Annotated in this window: 18 protein-coding genes and 1 pseudogene; 6 read left to right on the plus strand and 13 right to left on the minus strand. The window is 63.6% G+C overall.

The window, feature by feature from the left end:
* Window positions 1–30 precede the first annotated feature (30 nt).
* From NKH33_RS20415 to NKH33_RS20430, 4 genes are all read right to left on the minus strand, one after another.
* A complete protein-coding gene (locus NKH33_RS20415; protein ID WP_352448805.1) occupies window positions 31–729 on the minus strand; it encodes a DnaJ domain-containing protein in 699 nt (232 codons plus the stop codon).
* Entirely contained in the window at window positions 729–1,460 is a 732-nt protein-coding gene (locus tag NKH33_RS20420; protein ID WP_352613752.1) for a vWA domain-containing protein, read from the minus strand. Before NKH33_RS20420 ends, NKH33_RS20415 begins: the two co-directional genes overlap by 1 nt.
* A 124-nt stretch (window positions 1,461–1,584) precedes the next feature.
* Complete coding sequence (locus NKH33_RS20425; RefSeq protein WP_352466463.1) at window positions 1,585–2,022, minus strand: DUF1489 family protein; 438 nt, start codon at window positions 2,020–2,022, stop codon at window positions 1,585–1,587.
* Between the two features lie 85 nt (window positions 2,023–2,107).
* Window positions 2,108–3,511, minus strand: coding sequence for an L-serine ammonia-lyase (locus NKH33_RS20430; protein WP_352502378.1), 1,404 nt, complete (start codon window positions 3,509–3,511; stop codon window positions 2,108–2,110).
* Between the two features lie 170 nt (window positions 3,512–3,681).
* Here NKH33_RS20430 and NKH33_RS20435 point away from each other — a divergent pair, with 170 nt between their 5' ends.
* Window positions 3,682–4,437, plus strand: coding sequence for a DUF599 domain-containing protein (locus NKH33_RS20435; RefSeq protein WP_352502377.1), 756 nt, complete (start codon window positions 3,682–3,684; stop codon window positions 4,435–4,437).
* Here NKH33_RS20435 and NKH33_RS20440 read toward each other — a convergent pair.
* The 6 genes from NKH33_RS20440 to NKH33_RS20465 all read right to left on the minus strand — a co-directional run bounded on the left by NKH33_RS20440 (window position 4,374) and on the right by NKH33_RS20465 (window position 8,754).
* Window positions 4,374–5,183, minus strand: coding sequence for a YdcF family protein (locus NKH33_RS20440; protein ID WP_352921198.1), 810 nt, complete (start codon window positions 5,181–5,183; stop codon window positions 4,374–4,376). The two genes, NKH33_RS20435 and NKH33_RS20440, sit on opposite strands and share 64 nt — an antisense overlap.
* A gap of 28 nt (window positions 5,184–5,211) precedes the next feature.
* Window positions 5,212–6,777 (minus strand): amidase, encoded by a 1,566-nt coding sequence (locus tag NKH33_RS20445; protein ID WP_352613757.1) that lies wholly within the window; start codon window positions 6,775–6,777, stop codon window positions 5,212–5,214.
* Window positions 6,777–7,235, minus strand: a complete 459-nt coding sequence (locus NKH33_RS20450; protein ID WP_352471668.1) for a GNAT family N-acetyltransferase — start codon at window positions 7,233–7,235, stop codon at window positions 6,777–6,779. The genes NKH33_RS20445 and NKH33_RS20450 overlap by 1 nt, the downstream gene beginning before the upstream one ends.
* A 7-nt stretch (window positions 7,236–7,242) precedes the next feature.
* Window positions 7,243–7,530 carry an Asp-tRNA(Asn)/Glu-tRNA(Gln) amidotransferase subunit GatC gene (gene gatC, locus NKH33_RS20455; RefSeq protein WP_023674910.1) on the minus strand — a complete coding sequence of 96 codons (288 nt, stop codon included), beginning with the start codon at window positions 7,528–7,530 and terminating at the stop codon, window positions 7,243–7,245.
* A gap of 75 nt (window positions 7,531–7,605) precedes the next feature.
* Window positions 7,606–8,022, minus strand: coding sequence for a hypothetical protein (locus NKH33_RS20460; protein WP_352471669.1), 417 nt, complete (start codon window positions 8,020–8,022; stop codon window positions 7,606–7,608).
* A 24-nt stretch (window positions 8,023–8,046) separates the two neighbouring features.
* A complete protein-coding gene (locus NKH33_RS20465) occupies window positions 8,047–8,754 on the minus strand; it encodes a metal-dependent hydrolase (protein ID WP_352816514.1) in 708 nt (235 codons plus the stop codon).
* 116 nt (window positions 8,755–8,870) lie between these two features.
* On the opposite strand from NKH33_RS20465, the gene ruvX reads away from it, so the two are divergent.
* A complete protein-coding gene (gene ruvX, locus NKH33_RS20470) occupies window positions 8,871–9,356 on the plus strand; it encodes a Holliday junction resolvase RuvX (protein WP_352471671.1) in 486 nt (161 codons plus the stop codon).
* Here the strand turns inward: ruvX and NKH33_RS20475 are convergent.
* From NKH33_RS20475 to NKH33_RS20485, 3 genes are all read right to left on the minus strand, one after another.
* Window positions 9,323–9,634, minus strand: coding sequence for a DUF6105 family protein (locus tag NKH33_RS20475; protein WP_352471672.1), 312 nt, complete (start codon window positions 9,632–9,634; stop codon window positions 9,323–9,325). The two genes, ruvX and NKH33_RS20475, sit on opposite strands and share 34 nt — an antisense overlap.
* Window positions 9,634–10,203, minus strand: a complete 570-nt coding sequence (locus NKH33_RS20480; RefSeq protein ID WP_352921201.1) for a hypothetical protein — start codon at window positions 10,201–10,203, stop codon at window positions 9,634–9,636. The genes NKH33_RS20475 and NKH33_RS20480 overlap by 1 nt, the downstream gene beginning before the upstream one ends.
* A gap of 159 nt (window positions 10,204–10,362) precedes the next feature.
* Window positions 10,363–11,991, minus strand: a complete 1,629-nt coding sequence (locus NKH33_RS20485) for a DNA alkylation response protein (protein WP_352471675.1) — start codon at window positions 11,989–11,991, stop codon at window positions 10,363–10,365.
* A gap of 155 nt (window positions 11,992–12,146) precedes the next feature.
* Between NKH33_RS20485 and NKH33_RS20490 the strand changes: the two genes are divergently transcribed.
* The 4 genes and pseudogenes from NKH33_RS20490 to dprA all read left to right on the plus strand — a co-directional run bounded on the left by NKH33_RS20490 (window position 12,147) and on the right by dprA (window position 16,161).
* Entirely contained in the window at window positions 12,147–13,109 is a 963-nt protein-coding gene (locus NKH33_RS20490) for an aspartate carbamoyltransferase catalytic subunit (RefSeq protein WP_352502370.1), read from the plus strand.
* On the plus strand, window positions 13,109–14,395 hold the full coding sequence (locus NKH33_RS20495) for a dihydroorotase (protein ID WP_352540579.1): 1,287 nt from the start codon (window positions 13,109–13,111) through the stop codon (window positions 14,393–14,395). The genes NKH33_RS20490 and NKH33_RS20495 overlap by 1 nt, the downstream gene beginning before the upstream one ends.
* 58 nt (window positions 14,396–14,453) lie before the next feature.
* On the plus strand, window positions 14,454–15,041 hold the full coding sequence (gene plsY, locus NKH33_RS20500; RefSeq protein ID WP_352682860.1) for a glycerol-3-phosphate 1-O-acyltransferase PlsY: 588 nt from the start codon (window positions 14,454–14,456) through the stop codon (window positions 15,039–15,041).
* A pseudogene (gene dprA / locus NKH33_RS20505) lies at window positions 15,038–16,161 on the plus strand (DNA-processing protein DprA). Before plsY ends, dprA begins: the two are co-directional and overlap by 4 nt.
* The last annotated feature ends 40 nt before the right edge of the window (window positions 16,162–16,201 follow it).

The following is a 16,201-nucleotide window of genomic DNA, read 5'->3' on the forward strand; positions in this document are numbered from 1 at the left end:
TCTGTCCCGAAGTTCTTGCGTCGAAGGAGACTAGTTGTGATTGGAGAGCAAGACGTCCTTGGCTTCATTGATCCGCGCCGCCAGGAAAGACGTGCCACCGATATCGGGGTGCAGGCGCTGCATCAGGCGGCGGTGCGCCTTGCGGACATCCGCCGCGGCAGCCCCCGCTTCAAGACCAAGGATCTTGTAGGCCTCCTCCTTAGTCATGGCGCCAGAACCTGGCGCAACACCCAGCCCTTCGCCACCATTCGCATCAGCGTCTTTGCGCCAGATGGGAAATCGGCCGTCAAGATACGTCTCTAGCAATTGGCGGCTCTCCGGATCGCCGGAGAGTTCGCGATAGAGTTGCTGCAATTCGGCAAGCCCCATCGAGCCAAGCATCTTGCCTTCATGGCGCCCGGCCAGCACAAGGCCTTCGAGGCCGCCGGTATCGTGATCGAGTTCCATCTCAAGCGCCGCCGTACGAACTGTCGAACGCTTGCCTGCCGCCAGTTTGGCTGCCGGCCGATTCATGCGCATGGAGCCGTACCAGGCGAGCGCAGCCGACAGGATCAAGCCCCCGATGCCCTCGCGCCCGACCAGCAGCACGGCGACGCCGACCAGCCCGAGCAGCACAGGTCCAAGCGTCCTCATGCCGCCTGCAAGCTTCGCCGGATCGGCGCGCAGGAAGATGGTGAGCATGCCGAGAAACACCAGAAGCAATGCTACGAAAGCGATAATCGCGCCCATCAGTTTCCGCCGCCCCGCATATGCTCGATCATCAGTCGGTCTTCCGGCCTGCCCCGGGCCTCCAGTGCCTTCAGCCCGCCGGTGGCAAACACGGCGACGGACGAAAGCAGGCCGGCCAACGTCGCGGCAGCCCGCCGATCGAACCTGAACCAGGCCCCTTTCGACAGCCGCGCAATTTCCTTGAACGCCTTTTCCGCAGCGGCATCATGGCCCTCCTGAAAGACGAAGACAGGAACGCCGTGCAGACCGAGGCTGCCGGCCTTTTCGGCCAGATCATCTATGTTTTCTTCCATCGCGTCGCCGATATAGACCAGCGCGTTGACCTTGGCCGCCGCCGTCTGTTTCAGCGCGTGGGCGAGCACCTTGCCGATCTGGGTACGGCCGCTGCGGCAGTTGATGCGCGTCATCAGCTGTTTCAGAGCTGCGGTATCGGTGACGAATGCGGATGAGCGGCACTCGCCAAGGCCGCGAAAATAGACAAGTTGAACCTTGAGCGCCCCGGCCTTGCCGACGGCGTCGAACATCTCGGCCTGCAGCGCACAGGCGAGATCCCAGGTCGGCTGGCGGCTCATTGTCGCGTCGAGGGACAGGATCAGCCTGCCTGAACCGGTGGCGGATGCAGCGAGCGTCCTTGCCTGACGGAGAAACGCGTCGATCTCGCCGGTGCTCGATTGAGACTCGACCGGCGCAGGATTGGCCCTTGCAGGCACGGGCTGCTTCTTGTCGCTCATGACATTCAAGATGTGGCGTTGTCCCCCGGCTTGCAAGCCCAGATGAGGCGACCTGGAGGACCTGTGATGATGGCACCTGCGGACAGCGCTTCGGCTGGTGGTCTTGGCGTTGCGCTTCTCGGCGTCAGAGCAGGCCGAGATCGGCAAGCTCACGCCTGAGCTTCGGCGGCATCTCGATCAGCCCGGCTTTGCCCTTGCCGAGATCGGCCGGCGCGTCCGCCGGCTTCAGGTAGCGCCACCCCTGGAATGCACGGCGCGGTTGCCAGTCAGTGCGCACGACCTCGGGATCGAGGATCAGATGGCAACGGCCGATGCCCTCGTCATCGGTGAAGGGCCGGATTTCGGTGATCAGCTGGCGGCATTGGACATTGCCCTTGATCACCCAGTAGAGCGAGCCGCCGTCGGTAATCTCGGCGCCACGCGTCGGCACCATGCGGGTGGTGTGGTAGTGCTCGGCCGGTTCGCCGGCGCGGCGCCGCTCGTCGAGACGGAAGGCAATCCACTCTTCCAGATCCTCGACGCTGTCACAGCCGACGCAAAGCTTTATGAGATTGAGAGACATCGTTTAAGGTTTAGTCCAGCACGCGAACGCGTCAACGGCCTGATCGACTTCTCCACAGTGGTGGTCCATGCCGCCAGATTGGCGCTCAGCACTCCACGACATTGACGGCCAATCCGCCAAGGCTGGTTTCTTTGTACTTTTCGTTCATGTCGAGGCCGGTCTGGCGCATCGTCTCGATCGCGGCATCGAGCGGCACGAAATGAACGCCGTCGCCCTTGATGGCCAGCGAAGCGGCGGTCACCGCCTTGACGGCACCAAGCGCGTTGCGCTCGATACACGGCACCTGCACCAGGCCGCCGACCGGATCGCAGGTCATGCCGAGATGATGTTCCAGCGCGATCTCGGCAGCATTCTCGACCTGCTCGGGCGTGCCGCCCATGACGGCGCACAATCCCGCCGCAGCCATTGCCGAAGCCGAACCGACCTCGCCTTGGCAGCCGACTTCCGCCCCCGAGATCGAAGCATTGGTTTTGATGATGCCGCCGACGGCCGCCGCCGTCAGCAGGAAATCGCGAATGCTGGGCTGGTCGGCTTCGGGATGGAAATGCAACCAGTAGCGCAGCACTGCGGGCAGAGTGCCGGCCGCCCCATTGGTTGGCGCGGTGACGACACGGCCGCCGGCAGCGTTCTCCTCATTGACCGCCATCGCATAGATCGACAGCCAGTCGTTGGCGAGCAGCGGGTTAGGCCGGTTCTGCTGCCATTGCTCCTGCAGCTTGTCGTGCAGCATCCGGGCACGGCGGCGCACCTTGAGTCCGCCTGGCATGATGCCGTCTTGCGACAGGCCGCGCTCGATGCAGCCCTTCATGGCGCTCCAGATGCCGTCGAGGCCGGCGTCGAGCTCCCCGCGCGACATCTGTGTCTCCTCGTTGACGCGCTTCATCTCGGCAATGGAAAGCCCGCTTTTCGCTGCCATGGACAGCATTTCGACGGCGTTCTTGAACGGATACGGAACCTTCTTGCCTTCGGTTGTCGCCGAGCCCCTTGCTTTCATCCGCTGCAGTTCTTCCTCGGACACTACGAAGCCGCCGCCGATCGAATAATAGACGCGCCTCAGCAGCAACCGGTCGCCGGCATCATGGGCAGAGAAGGCCATGCCGTTGGCGTGACCCGGCAGCGGCGTCTTGCGATCCAGCACAAGATCCGTTGCCGGGTCGAAACGGTAGGACGGATGGCCGGGCGGCGAAATCCGTTTCTCGGCGGCGATGCCAGCGACGATGCCGTCTGCTAGGTCGGGATCCACCGTCTGCGGCGTCTGGCCCGCGAGGCCGAGCACCACGGCTCGGTCGGAGCCATGGCCGATGCCGGTGTAGGCGAGCGAGCCATGCAGGCTGGCAGCGATCCGGTCGACCTTGGCGCCGGCCGGGCGCGGCCAGTCGTCTCCCGCAATCTCGTCGAGAAACCGCCGCGCGGCCGTCATCGGCCCCATCGTGTGCGAACTCGATGGGCCGATGCCGATCTTGAACAAGTCGAAAACCGAAAGGAACACGTGGGCGTTTTCTCCTGGGACCCTGTTGAGGTCTACATATAGGAATTCCCATGATGTTTTCCGCTGTTTTGAAGATTGCGGCGCTGCGCCTGCCGACCTTGTTTGCTCCGGCAGCGACATTCCAACTTCGGCCATCGAAGCATTACTGCCGCCTGTGGTAAAAGCAACGCATGAGCGATTCCTTTCACCTATCGACGGCCGACCTTGCGGCGCTGGGGTTCTTCCTTGCCGCGTGGGTGCTGCATACGCTCGCCGCCGACGGAATGCTGGTCAGCCGCATGTCGCTGACGAGGGCGATGAACGCGCAGCGCGAGGCCTGGATGCGGACCATGGCTGAGCGCGAGATCCGCATCGTCGACACCGCCATCATGAGCGGCCTGCAGCAGGGAACCGCCTTCTTTGCCTCGAGTTCGCTGATTGCGATCGGCGGCTGTTTTGCCCTGCTCGGCGCCTCCGATCAGGTTCTGACCGTGTTGACCGACCTGCCGTTTGGCGCCACGTCTTCACGCGCGGCCTTCCAGACGAAGGTATTCGGGCTGGTGCTGATCCTGGCTTTTTCCTTCTTCAAGTTCGGCTGGGCTTACCGGCTGTTCAACTATTGCTCGATCCTGATCGGCGCCGTGCCGATTCCACATGGCGAGGCGTCGCGCAATCCGGTCACCGAAACGGCGGTGTGGCGTGCCGCGCGCATGAACATGTTGGCCGGAAAGCATTTCAATTCGGGCCTGCGCGGCGTGTTCTTCTCGATTGGCTATCTTGGCTGGTTCGTCGATCCCGCGGTGTTCGTCCTGTCGACGCTGCTGCTCCTGGCGGTGCTGGTGCGCCGCCAGTTTTTCTCGGCGGCGCGGCAGGCGGTGCTCGGTCAGCCGCCCGGCCCAACATCCGGCGCCGGAAAAGGCCGGTCTATCCGGCCTGACAGCCAGTAGGCAATCAGCCCGATCCATTCACGGGTCGCGATGGTTGTGGTCTGCAGTGCTTCGTTGGCATCCGTGCGGAGCAGGCCGATGCCTTCCCTGCCGGAGGTGCGGTAGTCGACCGGCCACGGAACCGTCGCAAAACCGGCTTTGTCGAACAGCGCCTTGGCGCGTGGCATGTGGAAGGCCGAGGTCACCAGCAGCCAGGTCTCGCCCGGTTTTGGCGTGATCAGTTGCTTGGTGAAGACCGCATTCTCGTAGGTGTTGCGTGATTTGCCCTCAAGGACCAGCCGATCGGCCGTCACGCCGAGCGCAGTGAACAGGCGTGGAGCTGTCGCCGCATCGCCCTCGTCTTCGCGGACCATTGCAATGGGGCCACCTGAAATGACGACCCTCGCTGTCGGAAAACGCCGTGCCAGCACGGCTGCCTCGACCAATCGGTCGCCACTGGCGTTGAGTTCATAGCCACCGCGGACGAAGTTGATGGCGCTCTCCATACCGCCGCCGAGCACAACGATTCCGTCAACTCGTTCCGGCAGCGGTGGCTTGGGGAAACGCTCCTCGAGCGGATTAAGCATCACTGCGCCGAGCGAGGTCCACGCCGAGAGTGCAAGGACAAGGAATGCCAGCACGCTGCCGGTGGCAAACAGCCTCTTGCGCCCGACCAATGCCGCAAGCAATCCAGCCAGCAGCAGGATGATCGCGAGATTAAGCGGCTGGACGAAGAGCCAGAGAATCTTGGAGACATAGAAGAACATCCCTCACCCCCTCAGATGAGAAACGATCCTACCACCATTTTTCCGGCTGAAATGTGCCGGCCGCCTTTTCGATGACGTGGGCAGTCTGGAACAGCGTTTCCTCGTCGAAAGGCCGGCCGATCAGCTGCAGGCCGAGCGGCAGCCCCTTGGCGTCGAGCCCGGCTGGAACCGCTATACCGGGCAAGCCGGCCATGTTCACCGTCACCGTAAAAATGTCATTGAGATACATCTTGACCGGGTCGGCGGCCATGTCCTCGTCGGCGATGCCGAAGGCAGCGGAAGGTGTTGCCGGCGTCAGGATGACGTCGACGCCTGCTGCAAACACATTTTCGAAGTCACGCTTGATCAGGGTTCGAACCTTCTGCGCCTGCAGATAGTAGGCATCGTAGTAGCCGGCGGAAAGCACATAGGTGCCGATCATGATGCGGCGCTTGACCTCCCGCCCGAAGCCGGCGGCGCGGGTCTTTTCATACATATCGACAATGTCCTTGCCGGGCACGCGCAAGCCATAGCGGACGCCGTCGTAACGGGCGAGGTTGGACGAGGCTTCGGCCGGCGCCACGATGTAATAGGCCGGCAGCGCGTATTTGGTATGCGGCAGCGAGATATCGACGATCTCGGCACCAGCATCCCGCAGCCAGGCAATGCCTTTCTGCCACAGCGCCTCGATCTCCGCGGGCATGTCGTCGACACGATATTCCTTTGGGATGCCGACCTTCATGCCTTTGATCGGGCGGCCGATCGCCGCCTCGTAGTCCGGCACCGGCAGGTCGACGGACGTCGTGTCCTTCGGGTCGACCGAAGCCATCGACTTCAACAGGATCGCGGCATCGCGGACGTCGCGCGCGATCGGCCCGGCCTGGTCGAGCGAAGAGGCGAAAGCTACGATCCCCCAGCGCGAGCAGCGGCCATAGGTCGGCTTGATGCCGACTGTGCCAGTGAAGGCGGCGGGCTGGCGGATCGAGCCGCCGGTGTCGGTGGCGGTGGCGCCGGCGCACAGGAAGGCCGAGACCGCTGATGCCGAGCCTCCGGACGAACCGCCCGGCACCAGTTGGGCATTGTCCAACGTGCGCGCGGTCCTGGTGCCGCCCGCCGAAACGAAGCCGCCCTCGCCCTGATGTGTCGTCGGCATCACAACCGTGTCGAGGCGCGAACGCCGCCACGGGTTGATGACCGGCCCGTAATGCGAGGTCTCGTTGGACGAGCCCATGGCGAACTCGTCCATGTTGAGCTTGCCGAGCATGACGGCACCATCCGCCCACAGATTGGCGGTGACCGTCGATTCGTAGCGCGGCTTGAAGCCGTCCAGCACATGGCTGCAGGCCTGGGTGTGGACGCCTTCGGTGCCGAACAAATCCTTGATGCCGAGCGGGATACCCTCGAGCGACCCGCCCTCGCCCTTGGCCAGTTTCGCGTCGGAGGTCTTGGCCATGTCGCGCGCCTTGTCGTCGGTGACCACGACGTAGGCATTGAGCGCCGGATTGGCTCGCTCGACCGCCGATAGATAAGCCTCGGTGATTTCGGTGGCTGTGATCTCTCTGGAGCGCAATTTGGCGCGGGCCTGCGAAATCGTCAGCTGGGTAAGGTCGCTCATCAGGCAAGGCTCTTTTCGTAAAACACCGACCACTCGGAATCGGGATAATTCAGCACCGGCCCGCAACGCGAAAAACCGGCGCGTTCGTAGACGGTCCAGGCGGCGGGATGACGGTCGCCCGTCTCCAGAACCAGACGCTTAAGCCCTTCTTGGCGCGCCAGCGCCTCGATACGCTCGACAATCTTCGCGCCGATCTTGCGGCCGCGATGCGAAGGTCGCGTATACATGCGCTTGACCTCGCCGACGACAGCATCGTGGCGCTTCAGTGCGCCGCAACCGATGGCAAGGCCGTTGTCGCGGGCGATGAAGACGGTCGTGTCGCGGTCCGCCATCTGCTCGACCGTCAAATGGTAGCAATGCTCCGGCGGCGTCAGCTCCAGCAATGTGGCGTTGAGCTCCTCGACCAGCCCACGCACATCGTCCTGCAGCGGCGTCTCAGCCGCGATGTCGATTGCCATCGGCCTGCTACTCCACGACCTTCGGCACAAGGAAGAAATTTTCTTCGGTCGCCGGTGCATTGGCGACGATGTCGGCTGCCTTGCCGCCGTCGGTGACGACGTCCTGGCGCTTTTTCATTGCCATCGGCGTGACCGAGGTCATCGGCTCGACGCCGGAAACATCGACCTCGTTCAACTGCTCGACAAAGCCCAAAATGGCGTTCAATTCGCCGGTCATGCGCTCTGCATCCTCCTCGCTCACCGCAATACGGGCAAGATGCGCGACGCGCTTCACAGTTTTTATATCAACGGACATGTTTGTGCCTCGGGAAAACCAGCGCTATAGCGGCGCGGCGCGTGCCACGCAACATGCATCGTGCCTTCAACTGCCCTATGGCATCGCCACGCCGTCGCAGAGGAAATAACTGCCGCCGTTGCCGCTCTGCTCGCCTTCGTCGGCGGCAGGCCGAACCGATACCAGGTCGATCTGCTTCGGGCTCATCTGTGTCAGTGAGAGAACATCGGGAAAGACGTAGCCCGGCTCCTGGCATATAGCGGTCACCGCCCAGCTCGGTGAGCGTGTCGCTTTGGTGATCTGCAGGAATTCACAATTATATTCGATGCTTTCCAGGCCATTTGCCGACAGCACGATATTGCCGCCCTCGATCACCGTCTGCAGCGTATCCTTTTTGGCCTGCGCGCAGAGGTCCTCCGATTGCAGATAGACGCCCTCGATGAAATTTTCCGCGGCCAGCGTCGGCGACGCGGCAACCAGCATTGAAATGCAAAGAGAATTTCTCAAGCGCATCGTATCGTTCCGGACCGGCTTTCTTTACAGCGTAATCGTCTCGCCGATCTTCGGCAACGCAACTTTCACACCCGATCCATCCAGCCCGGCCACGAATTTGTCGGCGGTCTGGTCGATCATCGGAAATGTGCCGAAGTGGGCGGGAACGACCGTCTCAAACTTGAAGAAACGCTGGCAGGCAAGCGCTGCCACCGCGCCGCCCATGGTGAAACGGTCGCCGATCGGCACGATGCCGATCTTCGGTTCGTGCAACTCGTTGATCAGCGCCATGTCGGAAAAAATGTCGGTGTCGCCCATATGGTAGAGCGTCTTATCCTCGGGGAAGTGCAGGACGAGCCCGCCCGGATTGCCGAGATAGGTATTCTGGCCACCCTCGCCCGGAAAGGACGATGAATGCAGAGCCTGAACGAAGGTGGTGGTGAAGCCGCCGCAATCGACGGTGCCGCCGATATTGCCGGGATTGATCTGCTTGTCACCGACACCCTTGCCGACCAGGTACATGCAAATCTCGAAATTGGCGACCAGCATCGCGCCGCTCTTCTTGAGCGCTTCGACGGCGCCGCTGATGTGGTCACTGTGGCCATGGGTGAGCAACACGTGCGTGATCCCTTCGGCCGGCCCTTCCCAGCCGCCCGCCCATGACGGATTGCCGACCAGATAGGGGTCGATGAGGATTTTCGCGCCTTCGATTTCGATTCTGAATGCCGAATGTCCGTACCAGGTCAGTTTCATCAATGCTTTCCTCGATTTTTGCTTCGGTAGAGGATAGAACGCCGACGGCGAAATTAAAGTGCCGCGCACGCTTTGCGCGTATAGGACGTGCGGCGTCGCGGTCAAAGGAAAAGCCGTTGGGCATCATCACCATCGAGGAGTTGCCGGCCCGGCTGGGCGGCGGCAAGACCCTGGCCGGTCTCGACCTTGGCGACAAAACGATCGGCGTGGCGGTTTCGGACCGCGGCTTGTCGTTCGCGCACCCGCGCCCCGTCATCATGCGCAGGAAATTCTCGCTCGATGCCGCAGTGCTGCTCGCCCTGTTGCAGAAGGAGAATGCCGGCGCCGTGGCAATCGGCCTTCCCATCAACATGGACGGCTCGGAAGGCCCGCGCGCCCAAAAATCCCGCGCTTTCGTCCGCAACATGGCTGGATTGACCGATCTGCCGTTCGTCTTTTGGGACGAAAGGCTGTCGACGGTGGCGGCCGAGCGAACACTGATCGAGATGGATTTTTCCCGCAAGAAACGCGCCGGCAAGATCGATTCAGCGGCGGCCGCTTTCATCCTCCAGGGCGTTCTCGACCGGCTTCAGGCGCTCGGCGTCGATGCCTGGTCGAAATAGCGGTTGCGCATCGCCGTGATCCAGCCACCAATCGTCTTGCGGCGGCGAAATGCCCAGAACGCCACCAGCAGCACGCCGTCGAATACGCAAGCTTTCGCCACCATGCCCGGAATGAGCGCCGGATCGACGCCCAGCATCTGTCCATAGAGCTGGAAGACGAGATCGTGTAATTGGCGGCTCAGCATGACATAGCCGAAATTGATGTCGTTGAGCGACAGAAAGAACCAGCCCCAAAACAAGAGGAGCGGAGCCGCCCACAGCGCGAACAAGGTGCGCATCAGCGGTCATCCCTCGAATCCAGCCGGCCGGAAATGCGGGCAAGCGAGGAATTATGCGCCGCTGCCTTGGCCATGACATGCGCGGCCGCTCGGATTTCGCCGGTCCCTGGAGCTGCCGCGGCAACGGTCGACCGCCGCTCCGCGAGCACCGCGACATAGGACGCCAGAAGTGCCGCCAATTGCACCGCGACAATCATGAACAGCCCATTGATGCCTTGCGCGGCGCCGCCGATGACGATCAGCGACAGCACGCCTAAGGCGGAAATGAAGGCGATTCGCATGACGCTGTCGGCGGGATCCGGGTTGGTCGTGTCGCTGGTCAGTGCTTCAACGAAGGCCCAGCAGAACAGCACCGCGACGACAAGCAGTGCCACGGCGAGCGGCGCCACGACGAGCGGCGCCACGACGACGGCGTTTTCGAGATCGGCAAATCGAGTGTTCTGGACGGGAACGCCCAGTACGCCAAGGGCCGTCGCCACGCCTCGATTCCCGTCGATGCAAATGAACGCCAGCAGGGCGAAAACGGCCGCCCAATGCAATGCCAGAAAAGAGCTCAGAATATGCCGCATGACGCTCCTGCTTCGCAGGGCAAAGCCGCTCAAGCTGAACAATCCTTGCCTTAACCATAACACTGGGCTTTGCCACCGGCCGCCGCAATGGAAACCATTCGTTAAGGTTAACGGCCATCCACAGGGTCGCGAGAGCGGCAGCGAATTGGGCGACGGCCCTTAGTTGATCGGCGGGTAGAGCGTATCGATGATCATGCGCGCATCATGGCGGGAATCGATCATGCCATAGGTATTGCGCCACTGGCCGGCGAGGCGCGTTTCGACGAAGGCGTCGGCGATCCGCCCTGCCCCCAACCTGCGAAGCTCTGCCGCCGCCGCCGACAATGCCAATTGCTCGGTCAAGAGCCGCGCCGAGCCCTCGTCGGTTGCAGCGACCTGCATTGCCGCTTTGAGCACGCCGACGGTGCCGCGTCCGCCGGCGCCGAGATCGCGGTCGATGCCGGCCAGCACGTCATCGAACAGGCCGGGTGCACGCCCCAGCACACGTAGCACGTCGAGCGCCATGACGTTGCCGGATCCCTCCCATATCGCGTTGACCGGAGCTTCGCGATAGTAGCGGGCGAGCGGCCCCTCCTCGACATAGCCATTGCCGCCGAGGCACTCCATCGCTTCATAGAGCAGCGGCGGCGCAATCTTGCAGACCCAGTATTTGACGACCGGCGTCATGGCGCGCGCGAAGGCCGCCTCGCCGCGGTCGCCGGCCGCCTCGTCGAAGGAGCGCGCCAGCCGGAACGACAGCGCAGTAGCGGCGGCAACGTCGAGCGCCATATCGGCCAGCACCCGCTGCATCAGCGGCTGCTCGACCAGATTGGTTCCGAACACCTTGCGGTGGCGCGTGTGGTGGACGGCCTCGGCCAGTCCGGCCCGCATGATCGCCGATGAGGCGACGGCACAGTCGAGCCGCGTCAGGGTCACCATGTCCATGATCGTCTTCACGCCCGCGCCGGGCTCGCCGACCATCTCGCCGATGGCATTGACGAATTCCACCTCCGACGAGGCATTGGATCGGTTGCCGAGCTTGTCCTTCAGCCGTTGAAAACGGAAGCCGTTGCCGGATCCGTCGCCGAGCAGGCGGGGAACGAGAAAGCACGACAGTCCCTCCGGCACCTGTCCGAGCACCAGGAAGGCATCCGACATCGGCGCCGACATGAACCATTTGTGGCCGGTCAGGCGATAAAACCCGCTGCCGGCGCGCTCGGCCCTGGTGACGTTGGCACGGACATCGGTGCCGCCTTGCTTCTCGGTCATGCCCATGCCGAGCGTCAGCCCGGCTTTTTCGACCGGAGGCTTCTGGCTTTGATCGTATTTGCGCGTCGTCACCCGAGGCGCCCATTCGCGAAACAGCTTCGGGCTGGCCATCAGCGCTGCCAGCGAAGCGCTGGTCATGGTGATCGGGCAGAGATGTCCGGTCTCGAGCTCAGCCGTGAGGTAAAAGCGTGCAGCGCGCACCTGGTGGCGCCGGCCGATCTCGGCGTCGCCATTCTCCCAGACCGACGAATGCAGCCCGTTGGCAACAGAGCGGCGCATGAGCGCGTGATAGGCGGGATGGAACTCGACCTGGTCGATGCGCCGGCCCTGGCGGTCATGGGTCCTGAGCTTCGGCATCTCGACATTGGCAAGACGGGCCAGTTCCTGCGCCTCATGGGTCAGAACGAACCGGCCAAGCCCGTCGAGGTCCTTGCGCACCGGATCGGAAAAGCGCTCGGCAAGCTGGATCAGCAACGGATCGCCCCGCCAGGCGTTGCCGCCGGCCAGCGGCGGCGGCTGGTTGGTCACGTCGTCGGTCACGCTTCGTCCTTATCACCTGAAGGCTGCGAATCCAAAGCCAAGGCGGTTTATAGCCTATGGCCAGCGGCGCGCGACGAAAATACCGGGGAGAACCAATCCAATCCCAAGCCGGTGCTTGCAGCCGCGGAGCCTCCCCCCTATAGCAGCGACTTGAGATGACCGACGCATCGTCCCTGCCACTTTATCCCCACCGCCATCTTCTGGGCATCCGCGACCTTTCCCCTGCCGACATCGAGCTTCTGCTCGACCGGGCGGACAGGGCCGTTGCCATCTCGCGGCAGTCGGACAAGAAGACATCGACGCTGCGCGGCCGCACTCAAATCAATCTCTTCTACGAAGCCTCGACCCGTACCCAATCGTCATTCGAGCTGGCCGGCAAACGGCTCGGCGCCGACGTCATGAACATGTCCGTAGCGAGTTCGTCGGTGAAAAAGGGCGAGACGCTGATCGATACGGCGATGACGCTGAATGCCATGCGTCCCGACATATTGATCATCCGCCATCAATCGGCCGGCGCGGCAGCACTTCTTGCCCAAAAAGTCGGCTGTTCGGTGGTCAATGCCGGCGACGGCGCCCATGAGCACCCTACCCAGGCGCTGCTCGACGCACTGACCATCCGCCGTGTCAAGGGTCCGCTCTCGAAGCTGATCGTGGCGATCTGCGGCGACATCCTGCATTCGCGCGTGGCCCGCTCCAACATCATCCTGCTCAACGCGCTTGGTGCCCAGGTCAGGGTCGTCGCCCCTTCGACGCTTTTGCCCGCCGGCATCGAGAGGATGGGCGTCATCGTCACACGTTCCATGGCCGAGGGTCTGAAGGACGCCGACGTGGTAATGATGCTGCGCCTACAGCGCGAACGCATGGAAGGCGCTTTCGTACCGTCGGTGCGCGAATATTTCCGCTATTTCGGCCTCGACGCGGAGAAGCTGAAGGCGGCCAAGGACGGTGCGCTGGTCATGCATCCCGGCCCGATGAACCGCGGCGTCGAGATCGCCTCCGAGATCGCCGACGGCCCGCAAAGCGTTATCCAGGAACAGGTTGAGATGGGCGTCGCCGTGCGCATGGCGGTTATGGAAGCGCTGCTCGACCCCCGTCGAAATCACGAGGGCCGCGCCTAATGAGCATTACGGTCTTCCGCCGGGCCCACATCGTCGACCCGTCGCGCGGCATCGATGAGGTCGGCACCGTCATCGTTGAAGGCCGCAAAATCGTTGCCGCCGGCAAGGCGGCCTTGAACCAGGGCGCGCCCGACGGCGCCACCATCATCGACTGCGCCGGCAAGACTATCATCCCCGGATTGATCGACGCGCGCGTCTTCATCGGCGAGCCCGGCGGCGAACACCGGGAGACCATTGCTTCGGCGAGCATCGCTGCGGCGGCCGGCGGCGTCACCTCAATCGTCATGATGCCCGATACCGACCCGGTGATCGACAATGTCGCACTGGTCGAGTTCGTGCTGCGCACCGCCAAGGACACCGCAATCGTCAACATCTTGCCGGCAGCAGCGATCACCAAGGGGCTGGAAGGCCGCGAGATGACCGAATTCGGCCTGCTGCGCGAGGCCGGCGCGGTCGCCTTCACCGATGGCCGGCATTCTATTGCCAGCGCGCTGGTGATGCGCCGCGCGCTGACCTATGCGCGCGATTTCGGTGGCGTCATCGCGCATGAAACCCAAGACGCCGACCTCGCTTCGGCCGGCGTGATGAACGAAGGCCTTTACGCAAGCTGGCTTGGCCTTGCCGGCATTCCGCGCGAAGCCGAATCGATCCCCTTGGAGCGCGATCTCGCGTTGGCTCGCCTGACCGGCGGCGCCTATCACGCTGCCAAGATTTCGACGGCTATGGCCGCAAGCGCGGTAGCACGCGCGAAAGCCGATGGCGCCAATGTCACATCAGGCGTGTCGATCCACAATCTGTCGCTCAACGAGAATGATGTCGGCGAGTACCGCACCTTCTTCCGGCTGACGCCGCCGCTGCGCGCCGAGGAAGACCGGCTGGCGATGATCGAAGCGATCAAGGACGGCACCATCGATCTCATCGTCTCCTCGCACGACCCGCAGGACGTCGACACCAAGCGCCTTCCCTTTGCCGATGCCGCGGCCGGCGCCATCGGCCTGGAAACGCTGCTAGGCGCAGCGCTGCGGCTCTATCACAATGGCGACGTGACGCTGCTCCGGCTGGTCGAGACACTGTCGACCGCGCCGGCAAGATTGTTCGGCCTGCCCGGCGGCACGCTGAAACCGGGGGCATTGGCCGACCTTTCGCTCGTCGATCTGGACGAGCCATGGGTCGTCAGCGAGAGCGGCATCCGCTCACGCTCGAAAAACACCTGTTTCGAAGGCGCACGACTGCAAGGCAAGGTCTTGCAAACGATGGTGGCGGGCCGCACAGTGTTTTCGGCCTAGGACGAAAACAGGTGTCACGGCTTAAAATCCGCTCAGCCAAGGAAAGTTCGGGGAAACAATGGCTTACAGTCCCGTCTTGGCATTGGTGTTCGGCTATCTTCTCGGCTCGATCCCGTTTGGCCTGCTGATCACCCGTGCCGCCGGCCTCGGCGACGTGCGCAACATCGGCTCCGGCAACATCGGCGCCACCAATGTGCTGCGCACCGGCAACAAGAGCTTGGCCGCGGCCACGCTTCTGCTCGACGCCCTTAAAGGCACCGCGGCGGTGCTGATCGCAGGCCGCTTTGCGCCCGAGTTCGGACTTTGGGCCGGCTTCGGCGCGTTTTTAGGTCATCTCTTTCCGGTCTGGCTCGGCTTCAAGGGGGGCAAGGGTGTCGCCACTTACCTTGGCGTGCTGATCGGCCTTGCCTGGCAGGCGGCGCTGATCTTCGCCGTCGTCTGGCTGGCGGTGGCCTTCCTGTTCCGCTTCTCCTCGCTTGCGGCACTGACGGCAGCAGTCGTGGTGCCCATGGCGCTGTATTTCCTGAGCACGCCGCAGATTGCCGGGCTTTTCGCGGCGATGAGCCTAATCGTCATCGTAAAGCACCGCGCCAACATTGCGCGGCTGCTTGCCGGCACCGAGGGTAAGATCGGGGCCAAGGAGTGAGCGAGCCCGACGCCGGGCCGCGCCTCAGCGACCGGCAGCGGCTGAGCTGGCTTCGTCTGATCCGCACGCCGAATGTCGGCCCGGCTTCCTTTCGCGACCTGATCAACCGGTTCGGTTCGGCCGAAGCAGCGCTATCGATGCTGCCCGAGCTGATGATTTCGGGTGGCGCCAAAAAAATCGTCCGCATCCCGTCCATTGCCGAGACCGAGGCGGAGCTGGAGACCGCCCGGCGGGCTGGCGCCCGCTTCGTCGGCATCGGCGAAGCGGATTATCCGCCGCTGATGAAAAGCATGGATCATCCGCCGCCGCTGCTCGCGGTCAGGGGCAATAGCGCGGTGTTCCGCTTGCCAGCGGTCGCCATCGTCGGCGCTCGCAACGCATCGCTGGCCGGCATCAAGATGGCGCGGATGCTGGCGGCGGATCTCGGCCGCGACGGCTATGGCATCGTCTCCGGCCTGGCGCGCGGCATCGATACGGCCGCGCACCATGGCAGCCTTGCGACTGGCACAATCGGCGTGCTCGCCGGCGGCCTCGATTTGCCCTACCCGCCCGAAAATGCCGGCCTGTGCGACGAGATTGCCGAGCGCGGCGGCGCCATCGTCTCCGAAATGCCGTTTGGGTGGCAGCCGCGCGCACAGGATTTTCCGCGCCGCAACCGGCTCGTCGCCGGTGCTGCATTGGGATTGGTGGTGGTCGAGGCCGCACAGCGCTCCGGCTCGCTGATCAGCGCCCGCCTGCCGGCGAGATGGGCCGGCTGGTCTTTGCCGTTCCCGGTTCGCCGCTCGATCCGCGCGCTGCCGGCGCCAATGGCCTGCTCAAGGACGGCGCAACCCTTGTCACCGAGGCCGCCGATATCACCAGTGCGATCGCCCCGCTGGTCGGCGCCTGGGCCCCAAGGACATCGCCGCTTGAGGAGCCGCCCGACTTTTCGGCAACGCCGCCGCCGCGCGAGGACGACCGCGACCGCGTCGTCGAGGCGCTCGGCCCGACGCCAGTGGCGGTAGACGAGATCATCCGCCACACCGGCCTGCATCCCGCCCAAGTGTTCATGGTGCTGCTGGAGTTCGACCTAGCCGGACGGCTCGAGCGCCATGCCGGCGGTAATGTCTCGCTGATTTGACCGAGAGCTTGCGCATGTCCCGGCACGCAATTCCGACGTG

Source organism: Mesorhizobium sp. M1182, from assembly GCF_040318335.1.
In the GTDB taxonomy this organism is placed as follows: Bacteria; Pseudomonadota; Alphaproteobacteria; order Rhizobiales; family Rhizobiaceae; genus Mesorhizobium.

Coding starts and splice junctions, on each gene's coding strand:
- NKH33_RS20435 (WP_352502377.1), top strand. CDS start 3,682: ATGAGCGATTCCTTTCACCTATCGACGGCCGACCTTGCGGCGCTGGGG.
- NKH33_RS20465 (WP_352816514.1), bottom strand. CDS start 8,754: ATGAAACTGACCTGGTACGGACATTCGGCATTCAGAATCGAAATCGAA.
- NKH33_RS20420 (WP_352613752.1), bottom strand. CDS start 1,460: ATGAGCGACAAGAAGCAGCCCGTGCCTGCAAGGGCCAATCCTGCGCCG.
- NKH33_RS20440 (WP_352921198.1), bottom strand. CDS start 5,183: ATGTTCTTCTATGTCTCCAAGATTCTCTGGCTCTTCGTCCAGCCGCTT.
- NKH33_RS20490 (WP_352502370.1), top strand. CDS start 12,147: ATGACCGACGCATCGTCCCTGCCACTTTATCCCCACCGCCATCTTCTG.
- NKH33_RS20495 (WP_352540579.1), top strand. CDS start 13,109: ATGAGCATTACGGTCTTCCGCCGGGCCCACATCGTCGACCCGTCGCGC.
- NKH33_RS20425 (WP_352466463.1), bottom strand. CDS start 2,022: ATGTCTCTCAATCTCATAAAGCTTTGCGTCGGCTGTGACAGCGTCGAG.
- NKH33_RS20415 (WP_352448805.1), bottom strand. CDS start 729: ATGGGCGCGATTATCGCTTTCGTAGCATTGCTTCTGGTGTTTCTCGGC.
- NKH33_RS20475 (WP_352471672.1), bottom strand. CDS start 9,634: ATGCGCACCTTGTTCGCGCTGTGGGCGGCTCCGCTCCTCTTGTTTTGG.
- NKH33_RS20460 (WP_352471669.1), bottom strand. CDS start 8,022: ATGCGCTTGAGAAATTCTCTTTGCATTTCAATGCTGGTTGCCGCGTCG.
- plsY (WP_352682860.1), top strand. CDS start 14,454: ATGGCTTACAGTCCCGTCTTGGCATTGGTGTTCGGCTATCTTCTCGGC.
- gatC (WP_023674910.1), bottom strand. CDS start 7,530: ATGTCCGTTGATATAAAAACTGTGAAGCGCGTCGCGCATCTTGCCCGT.
- NKH33_RS20450 (WP_352471668.1), bottom strand. CDS start 7,235: ATGGCAATCGACATCGCGGCTGAGACGCCGCTGCAGGACGATGTGCGT.
- NKH33_RS20480 (WP_352921201.1), bottom strand. CDS start 10,203: ATGCGGCATATTCTGAGCTCTTTTCTGGCATTGCATTGGGCGGCCGTT.
- NKH33_RS20445 (WP_352613757.1), bottom strand. CDS start 6,777: ATGAGCGACCTTACCCAGCTGACGATTTCGCAGGCCCGCGCCAAATTG.